The organism is Pseudomonas sediminis (genome assembly GCF_039555755.1).
Lineage (GTDB): Bacteria > Pseudomonadota > Gammaproteobacteria > Pseudomonadales > Pseudomonadaceae > Aquipseudomonas > Aquipseudomonas mendocina_D.
The window spans coordinates 3,072,457-3,087,044 of sequence record NZ_CP154631.1 but is presented as its reverse complement, the minus strand read 5'-3'; the positions used below and the strand labels follow the sequence as shown (position 1 = coordinate 3,087,044).

The window sequence follows — 14,588 nt, the reverse complement described above, 5'->3', positions numbered from 1 at the left end:
CACTGCTGTACACCAACAACAACAAGACGGAGTTTTCCGCATGAACCTGAAACGTAAGTTGCTTCTCGCCACACTTCCTCTAGCGCTCGGTCTGTCCTCCTTCGTACAGGCCGAGACGACCCTGAAAATTGCCGAAATCCACCCGGCCGGCTACCCGACCGTAGTCGCAATGGAAAACCTCGGCAAGAAGCTGGAAGCGGCCACCAACGGCGAAATCAAGTCCCGAATGTTCTCGGGTGGTGTGCTGGGTTCCGAGAAGGAAGTGATCGAACAGACCCAGATCGGCGCCGTCCAGCTGACTCGCGTCAGCCTTGGCTCGGTCGGCCCGGTAGTGCCTGCCACCAACGTCTTCAACATGCCGTTCGTGTTCCGCGATATCGACCACATGCGCAAAGTGGTCGACGGTGAAATCGGTCAGGAAATCCTCGACGCCATCACCAACTCCGACTTCAACATGGTCGGCCTGGCGTGGATGGAAGCCGGTAGCCGCAGCCTGTACACCAAGAAGCCGGTACGTAAACTCGAAGACCTCAAGGGCATGAAGATCCGTGTGATCGGCAACCCGCTGTTCATCGACACCCTCAACGCCATGGGCGCCAACGGCATCGCCATGGACACCGGCGAGATCTTCAGCGCCCTGCAGAGCGGCGTGATCGACGGCGCCGAGAACAACTCGCCGACCCTGCTCGAGCACAACCACTTCCGTGCGGCCAAGTACTACACCCAGACGCATCACCTGATCCTCCCCGAACCGCTGCTGATGTCCAAGACCACCTGGAACAAGCTGACTGCGGATCAGCAAGCACTGATCAAGAAGCTGGCCAAAGAAGCCCAGCTGGAAGAGCGCGACCTGTGGGTTGCCAAGGAAAAGGCCAGCGACGAGAAGCTCAAGGCTGAAGGCGTCGAGTTCATCGAAGTCGACACCAAGCCGTTCTACGACGCTACCGCCCCGGTACGTGAGAAGTACGGTGCTCAGTTCGCCGACCTGATCAAGCGCATCGAAGCCGTTCAGTAATCCACGCGCAAGCGCGCGGCGCCGGCATCTCGCCTGCGCCGCGCAACCGGTGAAGTCTCATGAAAAACCTGGTTCTGGGCGTCAATGACGCCATCTACCGTGCCTGTATCGCGACCGCCGGCCTGGCGATCGTGATCATGGCCACGATCATCCCCTGGGGCGTCTTCAGCCGTTATGTGCTGGGTCAAGGGCTGGGCTGGCCCGAGCCCATTTCAGTGCTATTGATGGTGCTGTTCACCTTCGTCGGTGCCGCTGCCGGCTACCGCGCGAGTGCCCACATGGCCGTGACCTCACTGACCGATCGCCTGCCTCAAACACTGGAGCCGCTGATCACGCTTTTCGTGCGCCTGGTCATGGGCGGCATCGCGCTGTTCATGCTGATCTGGGGTTACAAGCTCTGCGCAGCGACCTGGAACCAGTACCTCAGCACACTGCCTTCGGTACGCGTCGGCATCAGCTACATGCCCATTCCGCTGGGCGGTTTCATCACCCTCCTGTTCGTCATCGAACAACTGTTGTACGGCGATCAACACAAGCGCCGTGCCGTCGACTTCGAACACACTGAAGATTCCAAGGAGGCAGTGTAAATGGATGCCGCCATTCTCCTGGGCAGTTTTATTGTCCTTATCCTCCTGCGCGTTCCGGTTGCTTATTCGCTCGGCGTTTCCGCGCTGATCGGCGCCTGGTGGATCGATATTCCCCTGCATGCCGTGATGATCCAGATCTCCGGCGGCGTGAACAAATTCTCTCTGCTGGCCATTCCGTTCTTCGTCCTGGCCGGCGCGATCATGGCCGAAGGTGGCATGGCTCGCCGCCTGGTGGCGTTCGCCGGGGTGCTGGTCGGATTTGTCCGTGGCGGCCTGTCACTGGTCAACATCACCGCCTCGACCTTCTTCGGTGCAATCTCCGGCTCGTCCCTGGCCGATACCGCCTCGGTCGGTTCGGTGCTGATCCCGGAAATGGAAAAGAAAGGCTACCCGCGCGAGTTTTCCACTGCGGTCACCGTGTCCGGTTCGGTGCAAGCACTGCTTACTCCGCCCAGCCACAACTCGGTGATCTATTCACTGGCCGCTGGCGGCACAGTGTCCATCGCCGCGCTGTTCGTGGCCGGTATCGGCCCGGGTCTGTTGATGAGTGCAACCCTGGCCACGCTGTGCCTGTGGTTCGCCAAGAAACGTAACTACCCGAAAGGCGAAGTCATTCCGCTGCGCCAGGCGATCAAGATCTGCGTGGAAGCGCTGTGGGGCCTGATGACCATGTTCATCATCCTCGGCGGCATTCTCTCCGGCATCTTCACCGCCACCGAGTCCGCTGCCGTGGCCGTGATCTGGGCCTTCTTCGTGACCATGTTCATCTACCGCGACTACAAGTGGCGTGAACTGCCGAAGATGCTGCACCGCACCGTGCGTACGCTGTCGATCGTGATGATCCTCATCGCCTTCGCCGCCGCCTTCGGCTACATCATGACCCTGATGCAGATTCCGTCGAAGATCACCACTGCGTTCCTGGCCTTCTCGGACAACCGCTACGTGATCCTGATGTGCGTGAACTTCATGTTGCTGGTGCTGGGCACGCTGATGGACATGGCTCCGCTGATCCTGATCCTCACCCCGATTCTGCTGCCTGTCGTCACCTCTTTCGGTGTAGACCCGGTACACTTCGGCATGATCATGCTGGTCAACCTGGGTATCGGCCTGATCACGCCACCGGTAGGGGCTGTGCTCTTCGTCGGCGCCGCAATCGGCAAGGTCACCATCGAAAATACCGTGAAGGCACTGCTGCCGTTCTACGTGGCACTGTTCATGGTGCTGATGTTGGTGACTTACGTCCCGGCTATCTCCCTGTGGCTGCCGAGCGTCGTGCTCTGACAGCAACCCGGGCACTAAACGACAACGCCGCTCAATCGGGCGGCGTTTTGCTTCAGGGCCTGATTTCAAGACCATGACAACAGGATTTCGTCATGCAAGGTTCCACCCCGTTTCCGCGTCACATCGCCGTCCTGATCCTCGCCACACTGGCTTGCTCGTTCGCGGGCAACCACATCGCTGCGCGGATCGCCTTCGACCACGACACCGGACTGCTGCTGGCAATGCTCGCGCGTGCCGGCGTGACGCTGGTCGCGCTGGCCGCCTTGGTACTGTGGCGACGTGAATCGCTGAAACTGGGTCGCGCTACCTGGGGCTGGCAATTCCTGCTGGGCCTGCTGATCGCCATCCAGAGCTTCTGTATCTACTCGGCGGTAGCGCGTATTCCAGTGGCGCTGGCACTGCTGGTGGTCAACCTTTCGCCGATCCTGCTGGCCTTGCTCACCTGGGCGCTCGGCGGTGCGGCGCCAACCCGCCAGGCGCTGGCCATCATGGGCGTGATTCTCTTCGGCCTGGTGCTGGTGCTCGATGTTCCGGGTCGCCTGGCCAGCGCCGATGCGCCAGATGGTGAGTGGGTCGCCGGCATCCTGTTCAGCCTGACCGCTGCCGCCGTGTTCGCCGTGGCGCTATGGATCACCGAAAATCGCCTGTCGAAAATTGCCGGCTCGGTGCGCAGCATGCTGACCCTGGCCGTGGTGTTCAGCGCCTCGACCCTGCTGGGTAGCAGCGGCCTGATTCCGGGCGGCCTTAGTATGCCCAACGCCAGCGCTGGCTGGATCGCACTGGCCTGCCTGGTGCTGCTCTACGGCGCGGCCTTCTCCACCCTGTTCATCTGCATGCCGCGCCTGAACATCGCGCGCAATGCACCCGTGATGAACATGGAGCCGGTGGCCGGCATGATCCTGGGTTGGCTGGTTCTGGGTCAGGTACTGGGGGCGTTGCAGGTCGTCGGTGGTCTGATCGTGGTCGGCGGCATCGTCGCCCTGGCCTACCGCCGCTAGATGGCGGCATGCGCGTCCAGTTTTCCCTACCGCTAAAACGCACTCGGCGGCTCAAGGCTGCCGAGTGCATTGAACAGGTTTCAGCCGTGCAGCGCTTCAGCCTCGGCCGCTTCGTGCGCCTGACGCAGACGCTCGCGGCTATTGGTCAGGTGCAGGCGCATCGCTGCCCGCGCCGCCTCGGCATCCTGGCGCGCGATGGCTTCGAAGATCTGCTCATGCTCGCGCTCCAGGCGCGCCATGTAATGGGTCTGATCGTCACGCGCCAAGCTGGCGGAATTGACCCGGGTACGCGGGATGATGCTGGTGCCCAGGTGACTGAGAATATCGGTGAAGTAGCGGTTGCCAGTGGCCTCGGCAATACGCAGATGAAAATGAAAGTCCGAGGAAACTGCATCGCTGGCATGCATCGCACTCTCGTTGATGGCATCCAGTGCCTCGCGAATGGCCTTCAGCTGGACATCATTACGACGCTGAGCAGCCATCCCGGCAGACTCCACCTCAAGGCTGATACGCAGCTCAAGAATGGCCAGCACATCGCGCAAGGTGACGATGGTTGCCGGGTCGATGCGAAAACCACTGGCGCTGGGCGTATCCAGCACGAAGGTGCCGATGCCGTGACGAGTCTCGACCAGGCCAGCGGCCTGCAAACGCGACAGCGCCTCGCGCACCACGGTGCGACTGACGCCCTGCTCTTCCATGATCGCCGACTCTGTCGGCAGCTTCTCACCGCGCTTGATCAACCCATCGCGAATGCGCTGCGACAGATCGGCTACCAGTTCCTGAGCCAGACTGCGGTGCTTGCGACGAGCACGAGGTTGAGCGTTTTGCATTTCCATGGCGGACGAGTTCTCGAATTAAGGCTTGAGGCTTTGCCGTAATGATAGCCTAGCAGTTGTACGATGACACTATGAATTCCCGACAATTAAAGCCCTAGGTGCGTCAAATGCCAACGACTCTGCTGACTCTGAGCGATAACGTGACACAGTTGACTCTCGCCCCGAAACTGGGTGCAAGCCTGGTCAACTGGGTGCGCCTGAGCGATGGTCAGCCGCTGTTGCGCCACAGTGACGATCTGGCGCTGGCCACCTCCAATCCTCGGCGCCTGGCCTGCTACCCACTGCTGCCCTGGTCCAACCGCATCGGCGGGGGCGGTTTCGCTACGCCTAGCGGCTGGCAAGCACTGAATGCCAACACCGAACACGAAGCACTGCCGATACACGGTAGTGCCTGGCAACAACCCTGGCAGGTAGTCGATGTGACGTCCGACAGCGCCAGTCTGGAACTGCACAGCCAATCGCCTTTTCCCTATCGCGCCAATTTCCACGTACAACTAACTGACGGCTGCCTGCGACTGACGTTACAAGCCACCCATCTTGGCGAGCAGCCCACCTGGTACGGACTCGGCCTTCATCCTTATCTGCCGCGCACTGCGCATACACGCGTACAAGCGCAAGCAGGCGGCGTCTGGTTATGCGGTGAAGACAAACTGTCCAGTCAGTGGGTCGAATTACCGCAGGCCTGGAACTTCACCAAACCCACCTTGTTGCCACAGCAACTTGTCGATAATGCCTTTACCCACTGGCCCGGCAAGGCGCTTATCATTCAAGCAGACGCCGGTTATCAGCTAGTCTGCGAGGCGGAGGGCTGCGATGTGTTTCTATTGTTCTGCCCAGAGGCACAGAATTTCTTCTGTTTCGAACCCGTTACCCATCCGGTCAACGCCCATCATTTACCGGGGCAGCCTGGGCTAAAGCTGCTGGCAGCGAAGGAAAGCTGCCAGATGAGTTTGAGCCTGCATTATCAGGCGCTTGTGGGCTGATTACTGGACATTCAAAAGGAGCTGGTGATAATACCCGCCAGTTGCTCCATGCAACTTTTCTCGAAAAAAACTTACAAATAGATAAGTAACTGAAGAGAAAAGAGAAAGATGCAAAGCGTGAAACTTTGCAAATTTTTCTCCCAGCCGACCAAGGCGAAGCACTTTTGATTGATCCCTCAGCGCAACAATGAAACCTCGCGTTTCAGCTGTCGTGTGGGCCGATCACAACCTACAGGTAAAAACAGTGACGAAAGACGAACTGCGCGCCGAACTCGAGCGCCAGGCGCAGCGTTACAAAGATGTATACGGCGGCGAGGTCATTACCTACGCCGCTCAACCGGACCCCGACCGCAAACCCTGGCGCAAGAAACCCAGCCTGCTCGACCAGGCCTTCGATAAAGAAATCGAGAAAATCGAGAAGGAACGCCTGGAAAAGAAAGAAGCCGCCAGCGAATACGACTGACGCCCCGAGGGCGCATTGCAGCCGCGCGAAACGCGGCTGCAAGTAACTTCAGCGCTTCTTGCCTCCCATAAGCGACCCCATCAAGCCCCGCACCAGTTGCCGACCGAGTTGATTGGCCGCTTGCCGCAGGGCGCTCTTCATCGCACCGCCGAGCAAGTCGCCCGCCATCTGTCCAAGCCCTTGCTCCTGCGCTGCGGGCTTGCCCTTGGTACTCGATTGCGCGGATACCTCAGCGGATGCCTGCGCAGCACGAGCAGTGAGCAGCTCATAGGCCGATTCGCGGTCGATGGGTTTGTCGTAACGCCCAGCCAAGGGTGACTGACGCACCAACGCCGCACGCTCGGACTCATTCAGCGGGCCGATGCGCGATTGCGGCGGGGCGATGGCCACTCGCTGAACCATGGCCGGCGTGCCCTTCTCCTCCAGCGTACCGACCAACGCCTCGCCAATCCCCAACTCGGTGAGCACGCTGAGCGTGCTGAACGCCGGGTTCGGGCGAAAACCGTCAGCCACTGCCCGCAGGGATTTCTGTTCCTTGGCGGTGAAAGCACGCAGGCCGTGCTGGATGCGCAACCCCAACTGGGCCAGGACATCGTCCGGCAGATCGCTCGGCGACTGGGTGACGAAATACACCCCGACGCCCTTGGAGCGAATCAGCCGCACCACTTGTTCCAGACGCTCCTGCAGGGCCTTTGGGGTGCCCTGAAAGAGCAGATGCGCCTCGTCGAAGAACAACGCCAGTACCGGTTTATCGGCGTCGCCACGTTCCGGCAGTTGCTCGAACAGTTCCGCCAACAGCCACAACAGGAAGGTCGCATAAACCTTGGGCGCCTCATGAACCAGGCGGGAGGCATCGAGCAGGTGCACACGACCGCGGCCGTCGCGGTCAGGGTGCAACAGATCTTCGAGCTGCAGCGCAGGCTCGCCGAACAAGGCTTCGGCGCCCTGCTGCTCCAGCCCGGCCAGGCGACGCAACAACGCCTGTGCCGAGGTACTGGTGAACAGCGCGCTGTCCTCGCCCAACACCTGCGGACTGTCCTTGAGGTAGCCGAGCAGAGCTTTCAGGTCTTTCAGGTCGAGCAGCAATAGACCTTCGCGGTCAGCCACCTTGAACGCCGCGTAGAGCGCCGCCTGCTGACTGTCGGTCAGCTCAAGCAACGCGCCAAGCAGCAACGGCCCCATCTCGCTGAGGGTGGTACGCAGTGGGTGGCCACTCTGGCCATGCACATCCCACAGTGTCACCGGGTAGGCCTGTGGTTGATGATTCAGCCAGGGCATGCTGGCGATACGCTCGGCGACCTTGCCCTGCGGCGCACCGGCCGCGCCCAGACCACACAGATCCCCTTTGACGTCAGCAGCGAACACCGCCACACCGGCATCGCTGAAAGTCTCGATCAGGCGCTGCAGGGTCACCGTTTTACCGGTACCGGTTGCGCCCGCGATCAGCCCGTGACGATTGGCCAGGCGCAACGGTTGCGCCACCGCCTGCCCATCACTGCCAGCACCCAATACAAACTGCGAAATCAAAGGCATCTTGCCATCCTCTGGGTTAAAGCTTTACTGCAGGTATGCCGACATACAAATAGAACGAAACGTCACCCTGCCTGCTGCAACAGCCCACCACAGCGCCCCAAGAACGCCATGGTGGAACACAAGACTGGTTCCAGAGCCATCCGGATACAAGACAAGATGAACAAAAACCTGCAGTTCAGCCACAAGATTTTGCTCGCCGCATCCCTTGTGGTCATCGTCGCCTTTTCCCTGTTCACTCTCTACAACGATTACCTGCAACGCAATGCCATCCGCGAAGACCTGGAGAACTACCTGCATGAAATGGGCAATGTAACGGCCAGCAATATTCAAAACTGGTTGTCCGGGCGCATCCTGCTGGTGGAAAGCGCCGCCCAGTCGATCAGCAATGACAGCGAGCAGGAGCGCGTGATCAAACTGCTGGAACAGAAGGCGCTGACCTCTTCCTTCGCCTTTACCTACCTGGGCACCGAGAGCGGCGGCTTCACCATGCGCCCGGATGAGCAGATGCCCGCCGACTACGACCCGCGCAGCCGCCCCTGGTACAAGGACGCCATGGCTGCCGGCAACACGACCCTGACCGAACCTTACATGGATGCAGCAACCAGCGAGCTGATCATGACCGTTGCCACCCCGGCCAGGCCCGCTGGCGTGGTCGGCGGCGATCTGAACCTGCAAACCTTGGTCGATATCATCAATGCCCTGGATTTCGACGGCATCGGCCATGCCTTCCTGGTCAGTGCCGACGGCAAGGTTCTGGTGCACCCGGACAAAGACCTGGTCATGAAGAACCTCAAGGAGATCTATCCACAGGACACCCCGCGCATCAGCAGTGAATTCAGCGAAGCGCAGCTCGATGGCGACACCCGCATCCTCACCTTCACGCCGGTCAAGGGCCTGCCTTCGGTCAACTGGCATATCGGCTTGTCGGTCGACAAGGCCAAGGCCTATTCCATGCTCAGCGAATTCCGCGCCTCGGCCATCATCGTCACGGTGATTGCCGTGGTGCTGATCATTGTCCTGCTCGGCCTGCTGATCCGTGTGCTGATGCAGCCGCTGACCGCCATGGGCAAGGCCATGGAGGATATTGCCAAGGGCGAAGGCGACCTGACCAAGCGTCTGGCGATCCAGTCCAATGACGAATTCGGCGCCCTGGCGCGCTCGTTCAATCAGTTCGTCGAACGTATCCACAGCTCGATCCGTGAAGTGTCATCGGCCACCGTCCAGGTCAACGAAGTAGCCAAGCTGGTGGTCAATGCCTCCAACTCCTCGATGGTCAACTCCGACGAACAGGCCAGTCGCACCAACAGCGTGGCAGCTGCCATCAATCAGCTCGGCGCGGCTGCACAGGAAATCGCCCGCAACGCCGCCGACGCCTCGAGCCAGGCATCGGATGCCCGCCATCAGGCAGAAGACGGCGGCAAGGTGGTGCAGCAAGCGATCCGTTCGATGAGTGAACTGTCGAACAAGATCAGCGACGCCTGCGCCAAGATCGAGATGCTCAACAGCAAGACCGTGGACATCGGCCAGATCCTCGAGGTGATCAAGAGCATCTCCCAGCAGACCAACCTGCTCGCACTCAACGCCGCCATCGAGGCGGCTCGTGCCGGCGAGGCGGGACGCGGTTTCGCCGTGGTCGCCGATGAGGTGCGCAACCTGGCGCACCGCACCCAGGAGTCGGCGCAGGAAATCGAGAAAATGATCGAGGAACTGCAGGTCGGATCACGAGAATCGGTCACCACCATGACCGAGAGCCAGCGCTATAGCGAAGAAAGCGTGGACATCGCCAACCAGGCTGGCGAACGCCTGGGCACGGTGACCGCCCGTATCGGCGAGATCGATGGGATGAACCAGTCGGTGGCCACCGCCACCGAAGAACAGACCTCGGTAATCGAGTCACTGAACATGGACATCATCGAGATCAACACCCTCAACCAGGAAGGTGTGGAGAACCTGCAGGCCACCCTGCGCGCCTGCGGCGATCTGGAGCAGCAGGCCGCACGCCTCAAGCAGATGGTCGACAGCTTCCGAATCTGAAACAGCCAGTAACAAGAAGGGCGCCAAGGCGCCCTTCCTGTTTACCGCTCGTGCTCAGGCTTGTCCTGGGTCTGCTCCTGCAACTGGCGCCACAGCTCGGCCGCATCGGCGAACTCAGTACCATCCTCTTCGCTCAATGCATCAGGGTCGTAACGCCGCACGCAGCCTTCCCCCAGCGTCGGGGGCGCCTTGGAGGTCGCCTTGTCCAGCGGATCACTCATTGCACCTCTCCTCAACCGACGCTCAGTTCACCCTGCTCATGCTGGGCGAATTCCTTGACGGCACGAAGCACGTCATGACGACTGATCTGACCGATCAGACGGCCGCTCTCGATCACCGGCATGCGCCGACGCCGCCCCCTCAGAAAGCGTTCTGACAGCTCGATGATGTCCGCCTCCGGACTCACCGTCTCGACTTCGGTGGTCATATAGGTGCTGACGGTACCGCCAACCGCTTCGTAGTAGGCACCGGAGAGAATGCCACGCAAACAGTCACCCTCCGACAGCAAGCCAATCAGGTGGCCTTGAGAATCGACCACCGGAGCCCCGGAAATACGGTGTTCCAGCAATCGATTGATGGCGGTGAACAGATCAGTATCCGACCTGAAGGTCACCAGATGGCGAGTCATGTAGTCGCGCACCTTGATGGACTTGAGCATGGGCGTTCTCCTCTGACGTGCATCGGGCCGGCCCACGCAGCAAGATCAGTCGAACACCACCGTCTTGTTGTCGTGCACCAGCACTCGGTCTTCCAAGTGATAGCGTAGCCCACGCGCCAGTACCATCTTCTCCACGTCCTTGCCCAGACGCACCATTTCCTCGATGTCATCGCGATGGGTCACGCGTACCACGTCCTGCTCGATGATTGGGCCGGCATCCAGTTCTTCGGTCACGTAGTGCGAGGTGGCGCCAATCAGCTTCACGCCACGCAGCGAGGCCTGGTGATAGGGCTTGGCGCCGACGAACGAGGGCAGAAAGCTGTGGTGGATATTGATCACACGCTGAGAGAACTCGGCACACAGCGCCGGCGGCAAGATCTGCATGTAACGCGCCAGGACGATGACATCGGCCTGATGTTCTTTAACCAGCCGCTCCACCTCGGCGAAGGCCGGTGCCTTGTCCTTGGGGTCGACCGGAACATGGAAGTACGGAATGCCGTGCCACTCGACCATGCTGCGCAGATCGTCATGGTTGGCGATCACACAGGGAATCTCGCAGTCGAGTTCATTGCTGTGCCAACGATGCAGCAGATCGGCCAGGCAGTGCGACTCGCGGCTGGCCATCAGTACCACGCGCTTTTTCTGCGCCGAATCAGTGATGCGCCACTCCATGGAGAACTCACGGGCAATCGGCGAGAACGCCTGCTTGAAACCATCCAGATCGAACGGCAGCGAGTCGGCACGAATTTCGTGGCGCATGAAGAACCAGCCGCTCTGTGTATCGGAGTGGTGACTGGCTTCGGTAATCCAGCCGTTATAGGTGGCAAGGAAATTACTGACTTTGGCAACGATACCGACGCGGTCAGGGCAGGAGATGACTAATCTGAACGTACGCATAACTAAAACCCCAATGGCGGCGCAAAAGTCGGCCATTCTAACGATATGGCGAAAAAACTGCAGCAGCCACGCACCTGCAACAGCCCGCGACTGAGCACCTAGAAAACGCACTATTTGAGCGCACGGAAAACTTCATGACCTAGTTGCTGTAGCCAATTTAACTTAAGCCAGAACGACACATAGGGTTGCATTGCATTTCGGTAATTTTGTGGCCTGCTGTTTACTTGTTATAAGTGCGTGACTATTATTGGATCACTGTTTACTACCACAGATTTATTCACGCCAAGGTAATGCCCATGTCGCTGATCAACGAATACCGCAACATCGAAGAAAGCATCAAAGAGCTCCAAGAGCGTCTGAAGAACATGTCGCAAGACGACAAGCTGAAGAAAGAGCTGGAATTCGAAGGCAAACTACGCACCCTGATGGGCGAATATCAGAAGTCGCTGCGCGATATCATCGCCCTGCTCGACCCTGAAGCCAAGTCTGCCAAAGGCGTTCGTGCAGCCAAGCCTGCCGTCGTCAAGCGCGCACGCAAGGTCAAGCAGTACAAGAACCCGCATAGCGGCGAAGTGATCGAAACCAAAGGCGGCAACCACAAGACGCTTAAAGAGTGGAAAGCCAAGTGGGGCTCCGACGTAGTCGAAGGCTGGGCCACTCTGCTGGGCTAACTCCTTAGCGACACCCAAAACGCCAGCCATGCTGGCGTTTTTTATTGCCGATGTTTTTTTTCGGAAGTAGCCGCTCCGGGTAATTGCTTGCATTAGCAGTAATACTGAACGAACGAAAAGTTCCCGCATCCCGATTTTTCTTACAACGCACAGAAACGGCCATCGCCCCGCGCATTGCCCCGGCGGCCTGCTGTCCGCTTTAAACGCTAGCGGGATTGATAGCAAAACGCGCCTGCAGCGCCTGTGCATAGGTCTGCCACTGCTGCAAAAGTCGCAATTGGCTTGGGCTGCAGTCAGCGCGCAACTGCTCCAACGCTGCGTGAAATTGCGTCAGTGTATTGGGGGCACCGAACTCCGGATCGTTCAGACGCTGCCGGCAGAACTCTGCCCAGCGCTGAGATTCAGCCGCTGACAGACTGGCGGGAAAATTGCGCGCGCGATAACGAAACAACAACTCTGGCAGCCGGGCATCATCGAATGGCCACTTTTTGTCGTTGGCCAATGCATCGGGTTGAGCGTTACGCACCTGCTCACACAAACGACGGTCACGGTCACCGATAAACCCATCGTACAGCTGTTGCTCGGGGTCGTTACTGCCCGCGAAAGCCTCTTCACGGTAAATGACCGCTAACTTGTCCTGCCAAAGCGGTTGTTCATTTTTCAACACTTCGACATTGCGCTCACAACTCGACCAGTCCAGCTGCAAACGCTGTCGATCCGCCTCGCGCAGCACCGAAAGCGGCGCCACGACCGGACAGCGATTGATGTGCAGTAGCTTCAGCGGCACCGGCAACTCGCCCTCGGCGAGATCCTCACGGCGCGTGTAGATACGACTACGCAGCGTATCGGCATCCAGATTCAGCAAGGGCGACGGATCGGCCTGCAGGTCACAGACGATCAACGCATTGCGGTTGCGAGGATGCCAAGCCAAGGGCAACACGGGCGCCAGATAATGACGTGCCGCAGAGAAGCGTCCGGAAATGTGCAACAGCGGCTGCAGCAGACGAATCTGATCCAGCACTCGCTGCTTGCTGCGCAGTTGGTAGAGAAAGTCGTAAAGCTTTGGCTGACGCTCACGCAGCAGCCGTGCCAGGCCAATAGTGGCGCGCACATCGGACAGAGCGTCGTGCGCCTGACCATGATCGATGCCATTGGCCTGGGTCAGGCGCTCCAGCTTGAGCGAGACCCGCCCCTCTTCCTCAGGCCACTCGATGCCTTCGGGACGCAGCGCATAGGCCGTGCGCACGAGATCGATCAGGTCCCAGCGGCTGTTGCCGCCCTGCCACTCGCGCGCATAGGGGTCGAAGAAGTTGCGATAGAGGCTGTAGCGCGTCACCTCGTCATCGAAACGCAAGCTGTTGTATCCGGCGCCACAGGTGCCCGGTGCCGAGAGCGCGGCATGCACGCGGGTCATGAACTCGCCTTCGTCAAGCCCCGACTGTTGCAGGCGCTGCGGATCGATACCGGTCACCAGGCAGGCAGCCGGGTGCGGCAGGATATCGTCACTGGGGCGGCAGTAGATGTTCAGTGGCTCGCCGATCTCGTTCAGCGCCTCATCGGTACGGATACCTGCCACCTGCAGCGGGCGGTCACACCGCGGATTGATACCGGTGGTCTCGTAGTCGTACCAGAAGATGCTGGAAGTCATTGGCGGCTCCGTACCCAAGGCAAAATTGCCGCCAGTCTATCATTCACCTCTGGCCCAGCCGCTGCCGGCAAAAAGCATGAACCAGCGCACAGGCGCCGCATGAGCGGACGCACTGCACTTGAGAAAAATGCTGTAACCATTAGCATTGGCGCTCCTCTAGCACTCTGTACAAGGACGCAACCATGAGTGACGCGATCACCCCCAATCCCTATGCCGCCCCCACCAGCGACCTGCAACAAGTGCCGTCCAACCAGGTACCGAGCATCGAAGAAGCCCTAGCACGCGGCTATGACTTCAACATCGGCGACCTGCTGAGCGAGTCCTGGAGCAAGGTCAAGGGCACCAAAGGCATCATCATCGGTGGCTTCCTGGTGTTCTACGTGGTGCTTCTGGCAGCCACTTTCATCCTCGGCGGCGTAGTGGGCATCTTCGGCGCGCTGAGCGATAGCATCGCCCTGATGTTCATCGGCGAGATTCTGATTTCGCTGCTGGCATCGGCCCTGGCCTACCCCTTCATGGCCGGCATCAACATGGTTGGCATTCGCCGCGCCGCCGACCAGCCGCTGAACTTCAACGAAATCTTCAGCCACTTCGGCCGCACCGTGCCGCTGATCATCACCGCCGTGGTGATGATGCTGCTGATCTACCTCGGCATGATCCTGCTGCTGATCCCCGGCATCTACCTGGCTGTGGCCTATCTGTTGGCCATTCCGCTGGTGGTCGAGCGTGGTCTGTCGCCCTGGCAGGCACTGGAAGCCTCGCGCAAGGCAATCACTCAGCACTGGTTCAAGGTCTTCGGCCTGTTCCTGCTGCTCGGCCTGATCGTCATGGTCAGCGCCATCCCGCTGGGTATCGGTCTGGTGTGGAGCATTCCGCTGATGGTCGTGGCCATGGGTGTGCTGTATCGCACCATCTTTGGCGTACTGCCTGCTGCCCAATAAGGCCAGCCAATAAGTCGACGTGACTCGGGCCAGTTCGCTGGCC

General features: G+C 59.7%; 15 protein-coding genes. 9 read left to right on the top strand and 6 right to left on the bottom strand.

Features of this window, described 5'->3' with window-relative positions; all coding sequences use genetic code 11:
- The first annotated feature begins 40 nt into the window (after positions 1-40).
- The 4 genes from AAEQ75_RS14510 to AAEQ75_RS14495 all read left to right on the top strand — a co-directional run bounded on the left by AAEQ75_RS14510 (position 41) and on the right by AAEQ75_RS14495 (position 3,881).
- A complete protein-coding gene (locus AAEQ75_RS14510; protein WP_343349403.1) occupies positions 41-1,015 on the top strand; it encodes a TRAP transporter substrate-binding protein in 975 nt (324 codons plus the stop codon).
- Positions 1,016-1,074: 59 nt separating this feature from the next.
- Positions 1,075-1,602 (top strand): TRAP transporter small permease, encoded by a 528-nt coding sequence (locus tag AAEQ75_RS14505; RefSeq protein WP_099525707.1) that lies wholly within the window; start codon positions 1,075-1,077, stop codon positions 1,600-1,602.
- On the top strand, positions 1,603-2,883 hold the full coding sequence (locus AAEQ75_RS14500) for a TRAP transporter large permease (RefSeq protein ID WP_099525708.1): 1,281 nt from the start codon (positions 1,603-1,605) through the stop codon (positions 2,881-2,883).
- Between the two features lie 92 nt (positions 2,884-2,975).
- A complete protein-coding gene (locus AAEQ75_RS14495; RefSeq protein WP_343349401.1) occupies positions 2,976-3,881 on the top strand; it encodes an EamA family transporter in 906 nt (301 codons plus the stop codon).
- 80 nt (positions 3,882-3,961) lie between these two features.
- Here the strand turns inward: AAEQ75_RS14495 and AAEQ75_RS14490 are convergent, their stop codons facing one another.
- Complete coding sequence (locus AAEQ75_RS14490; RefSeq protein WP_099525710.1) at positions 3,962-4,717, bottom strand: FadR/GntR family transcriptional regulator; 756 nt, start codon at positions 4,715-4,717, stop codon at positions 3,962-3,964.
- Positions 4,718-4,824: 107 nt separating this feature from the next.
- Here AAEQ75_RS14490 and AAEQ75_RS14485 point away from each other — a divergent pair, with 107 nt between their 5' ends.
- Together AAEQ75_RS14485 and AAEQ75_RS14480 are read left to right on the top strand one after the other, a co-directional pair.
- On the top strand, positions 4,825-5,700 hold the full coding sequence (locus AAEQ75_RS14485; protein ID WP_343349398.1) for an aldose 1-epimerase: 876 nt from the start codon (positions 4,825-4,827) through the stop codon (positions 5,698-5,700).
- A 244-nt stretch (positions 5,701-5,944) separates the two neighbouring features.
- A complete protein-coding gene (locus AAEQ75_RS14480; protein ID WP_099525712.1) occupies positions 5,945-6,163 on the top strand; it encodes a hypothetical protein in 219 nt (72 codons plus the stop codon).
- A 48-nt stretch (positions 6,164-6,211) separates the two neighbouring features.
- Here AAEQ75_RS14480 and AAEQ75_RS14475 read toward each other — a convergent pair whose 3' ends face one another.
- Positions 6,212-7,696, bottom strand: coding sequence for a helicase HerA-like domain-containing protein (locus AAEQ75_RS14475; protein ID WP_343349397.1), 1,485 nt, complete (start codon positions 7,694-7,696; stop codon positions 6,212-6,214).
- Positions 7,697-7,852: 156 nt separating this feature from the next.
- On the opposite strand from AAEQ75_RS14475, the gene AAEQ75_RS14470 reads away from it, so the two are divergent.
- Positions 7,853-9,730 carry a methyl-accepting chemotaxis protein gene (locus AAEQ75_RS14470; protein ID WP_343349396.1) on the top strand — a complete coding sequence of 626 codons (1,878 nt, stop codon included), beginning with the start codon at positions 7,853-7,855 and terminating at the stop codon, positions 9,728-9,730.
- Positions 9,731-9,771: 41 nt separating this feature from the next.
- Here the strand turns inward: AAEQ75_RS14470 and AAEQ75_RS14465 are convergent, their stop codons facing one another.
- The 3 genes from AAEQ75_RS14465 to purU are packed head-to-tail and all read right to left on the bottom strand — an operon-like array spanning position 9,772 to position 11,285.
- A complete protein-coding gene (locus tag AAEQ75_RS14465) occupies positions 9,772-9,951 on the bottom strand; it encodes a hypothetical protein (RefSeq protein WP_099525715.1) in 180 nt (59 codons plus the stop codon).
- An 11-nt stretch (positions 9,952-9,962) separates the two neighbouring features.
- Positions 9,963-10,388 (bottom strand): CBS domain-containing protein, encoded by a 426-nt coding sequence (locus AAEQ75_RS14460; protein ID WP_099525716.1) that lies wholly within the window; start codon positions 10,386-10,388, stop codon positions 9,963-9,965.
- Positions 10,389-10,433: 45 nt separating this feature from the next.
- Entirely contained in the window at positions 10,434-11,285 is an 852-nt protein-coding gene (gene purU / locus AAEQ75_RS14455; protein WP_125836841.1) for a formyltetrahydrofolate deformylase, read from the bottom strand.
- 296 nt (positions 11,286-11,581) lie between these two features.
- Between purU and mvaT the strand changes: the two genes are divergently transcribed.
- Positions 11,582-11,956 (top strand): histone-like nucleoid-structuring protein MvaT, encoded by a 375-nt coding sequence (mvaT, locus tag AAEQ75_RS14450; protein ID WP_343349395.1) that lies wholly within the window; start codon positions 11,582-11,584, stop codon positions 11,954-11,956.
- A gap of 199 nt (positions 11,957-12,155) precedes the next feature.
- Here the strand turns inward: mvaT and sbcB are convergent, their stop codons facing one another.
- A complete protein-coding gene (sbcB, locus tag AAEQ75_RS14445) occupies positions 12,156-13,604 on the bottom strand; it encodes an exodeoxyribonuclease I (protein WP_343349394.1) in 1,449 nt (482 codons plus the stop codon).
- A gap of 182 nt (positions 13,605-13,786) precedes the next feature.
- On the opposite strand from sbcB, the gene AAEQ75_RS14440 reads away from it, so the two are divergent.
- Complete coding sequence (locus AAEQ75_RS14440) at positions 13,787-14,545, top strand: hypothetical protein (RefSeq protein ID WP_125880588.1); 759 nt, start codon at positions 13,787-13,789, stop codon at positions 14,543-14,545.
- Positions 14,546-14,588 lie beyond the last annotated feature (43 nt).

Coding starts and splice junctions, on each gene's coding strand:
- AAEQ75_RS14510 (WP_343349403.1), top strand. CDS start 41: ATGAACCTGAAACGTAAGTTGCTTCTCGCCACACTTCCTCTAGCGCTC.
- AAEQ75_RS14505 (WP_099525707.1), top strand. CDS start 1,075: ATGAAAAACCTGGTTCTGGGCGTCAATGACGCCATCTACCGTGCCTGT.
- AAEQ75_RS14500 (WP_099525708.1), top strand. CDS start 1,603: ATGGATGCCGCCATTCTCCTGGGCAGTTTTATTGTCCTTATCCTCCTG.
- AAEQ75_RS14495 (WP_343349401.1), top strand. CDS start 2,976: ATGCAAGGTTCCACCCCGTTTCCGCGTCACATCGCCGTCCTGATCCTC.
- AAEQ75_RS14490 (WP_099525710.1), bottom strand. CDS start 4,717: ATGGAAATGCAAAACGCTCAACCTCGTGCTCGTCGCAAGCACCGCAGT.
- AAEQ75_RS14485 (WP_343349398.1), top strand. CDS start 4,825: ATGCCAACGACTCTGCTGACTCTGAGCGATAACGTGACACAGTTGACT.
- AAEQ75_RS14475 (WP_343349397.1), bottom strand. CDS start 7,696: ATGCCTTTGATTTCGCAGTTTGTATTGGGTGCTGGCAGTGATGGGCAG.
- AAEQ75_RS14470 (WP_343349396.1), top strand. CDS start 7,853: ATGAACAAAAACCTGCAGTTCAGCCACAAGATTTTGCTCGCCGCATCC.
- AAEQ75_RS14465 (WP_099525715.1), bottom strand. CDS start 9,951: ATGAGTGATCCGCTGGACAAGGCGACCTCCAAGGCGCCCCCGACGCTG.
- AAEQ75_RS14460 (WP_099525716.1), bottom strand. CDS start 10,388: ATGCTCAAGTCCATCAAGGTGCGCGACTACATGACTCGCCATCTGGTG.
- purU (WP_125836841.1), bottom strand. CDS start 11,285: ATGCGTACGTTCAGATTAGTCATCTCCTGCCCTGACCGCGTCGGTATC.
- mvaT (WP_343349395.1), top strand. CDS start 11,582: ATGTCGCTGATCAACGAATACCGCAACATCGAAGAAAGCATCAAAGAG.
- sbcB (WP_343349394.1), bottom strand. CDS start 13,604: ATGACTTCCAGCATCTTCTGGTACGACTACGAGACCACCGGTATCAAT.
- AAEQ75_RS14440 (WP_125880588.1), top strand. CDS start 13,787: ATGAGTGACGCGATCACCCCCAATCCCTATGCCGCCCCCACCAGCGAC.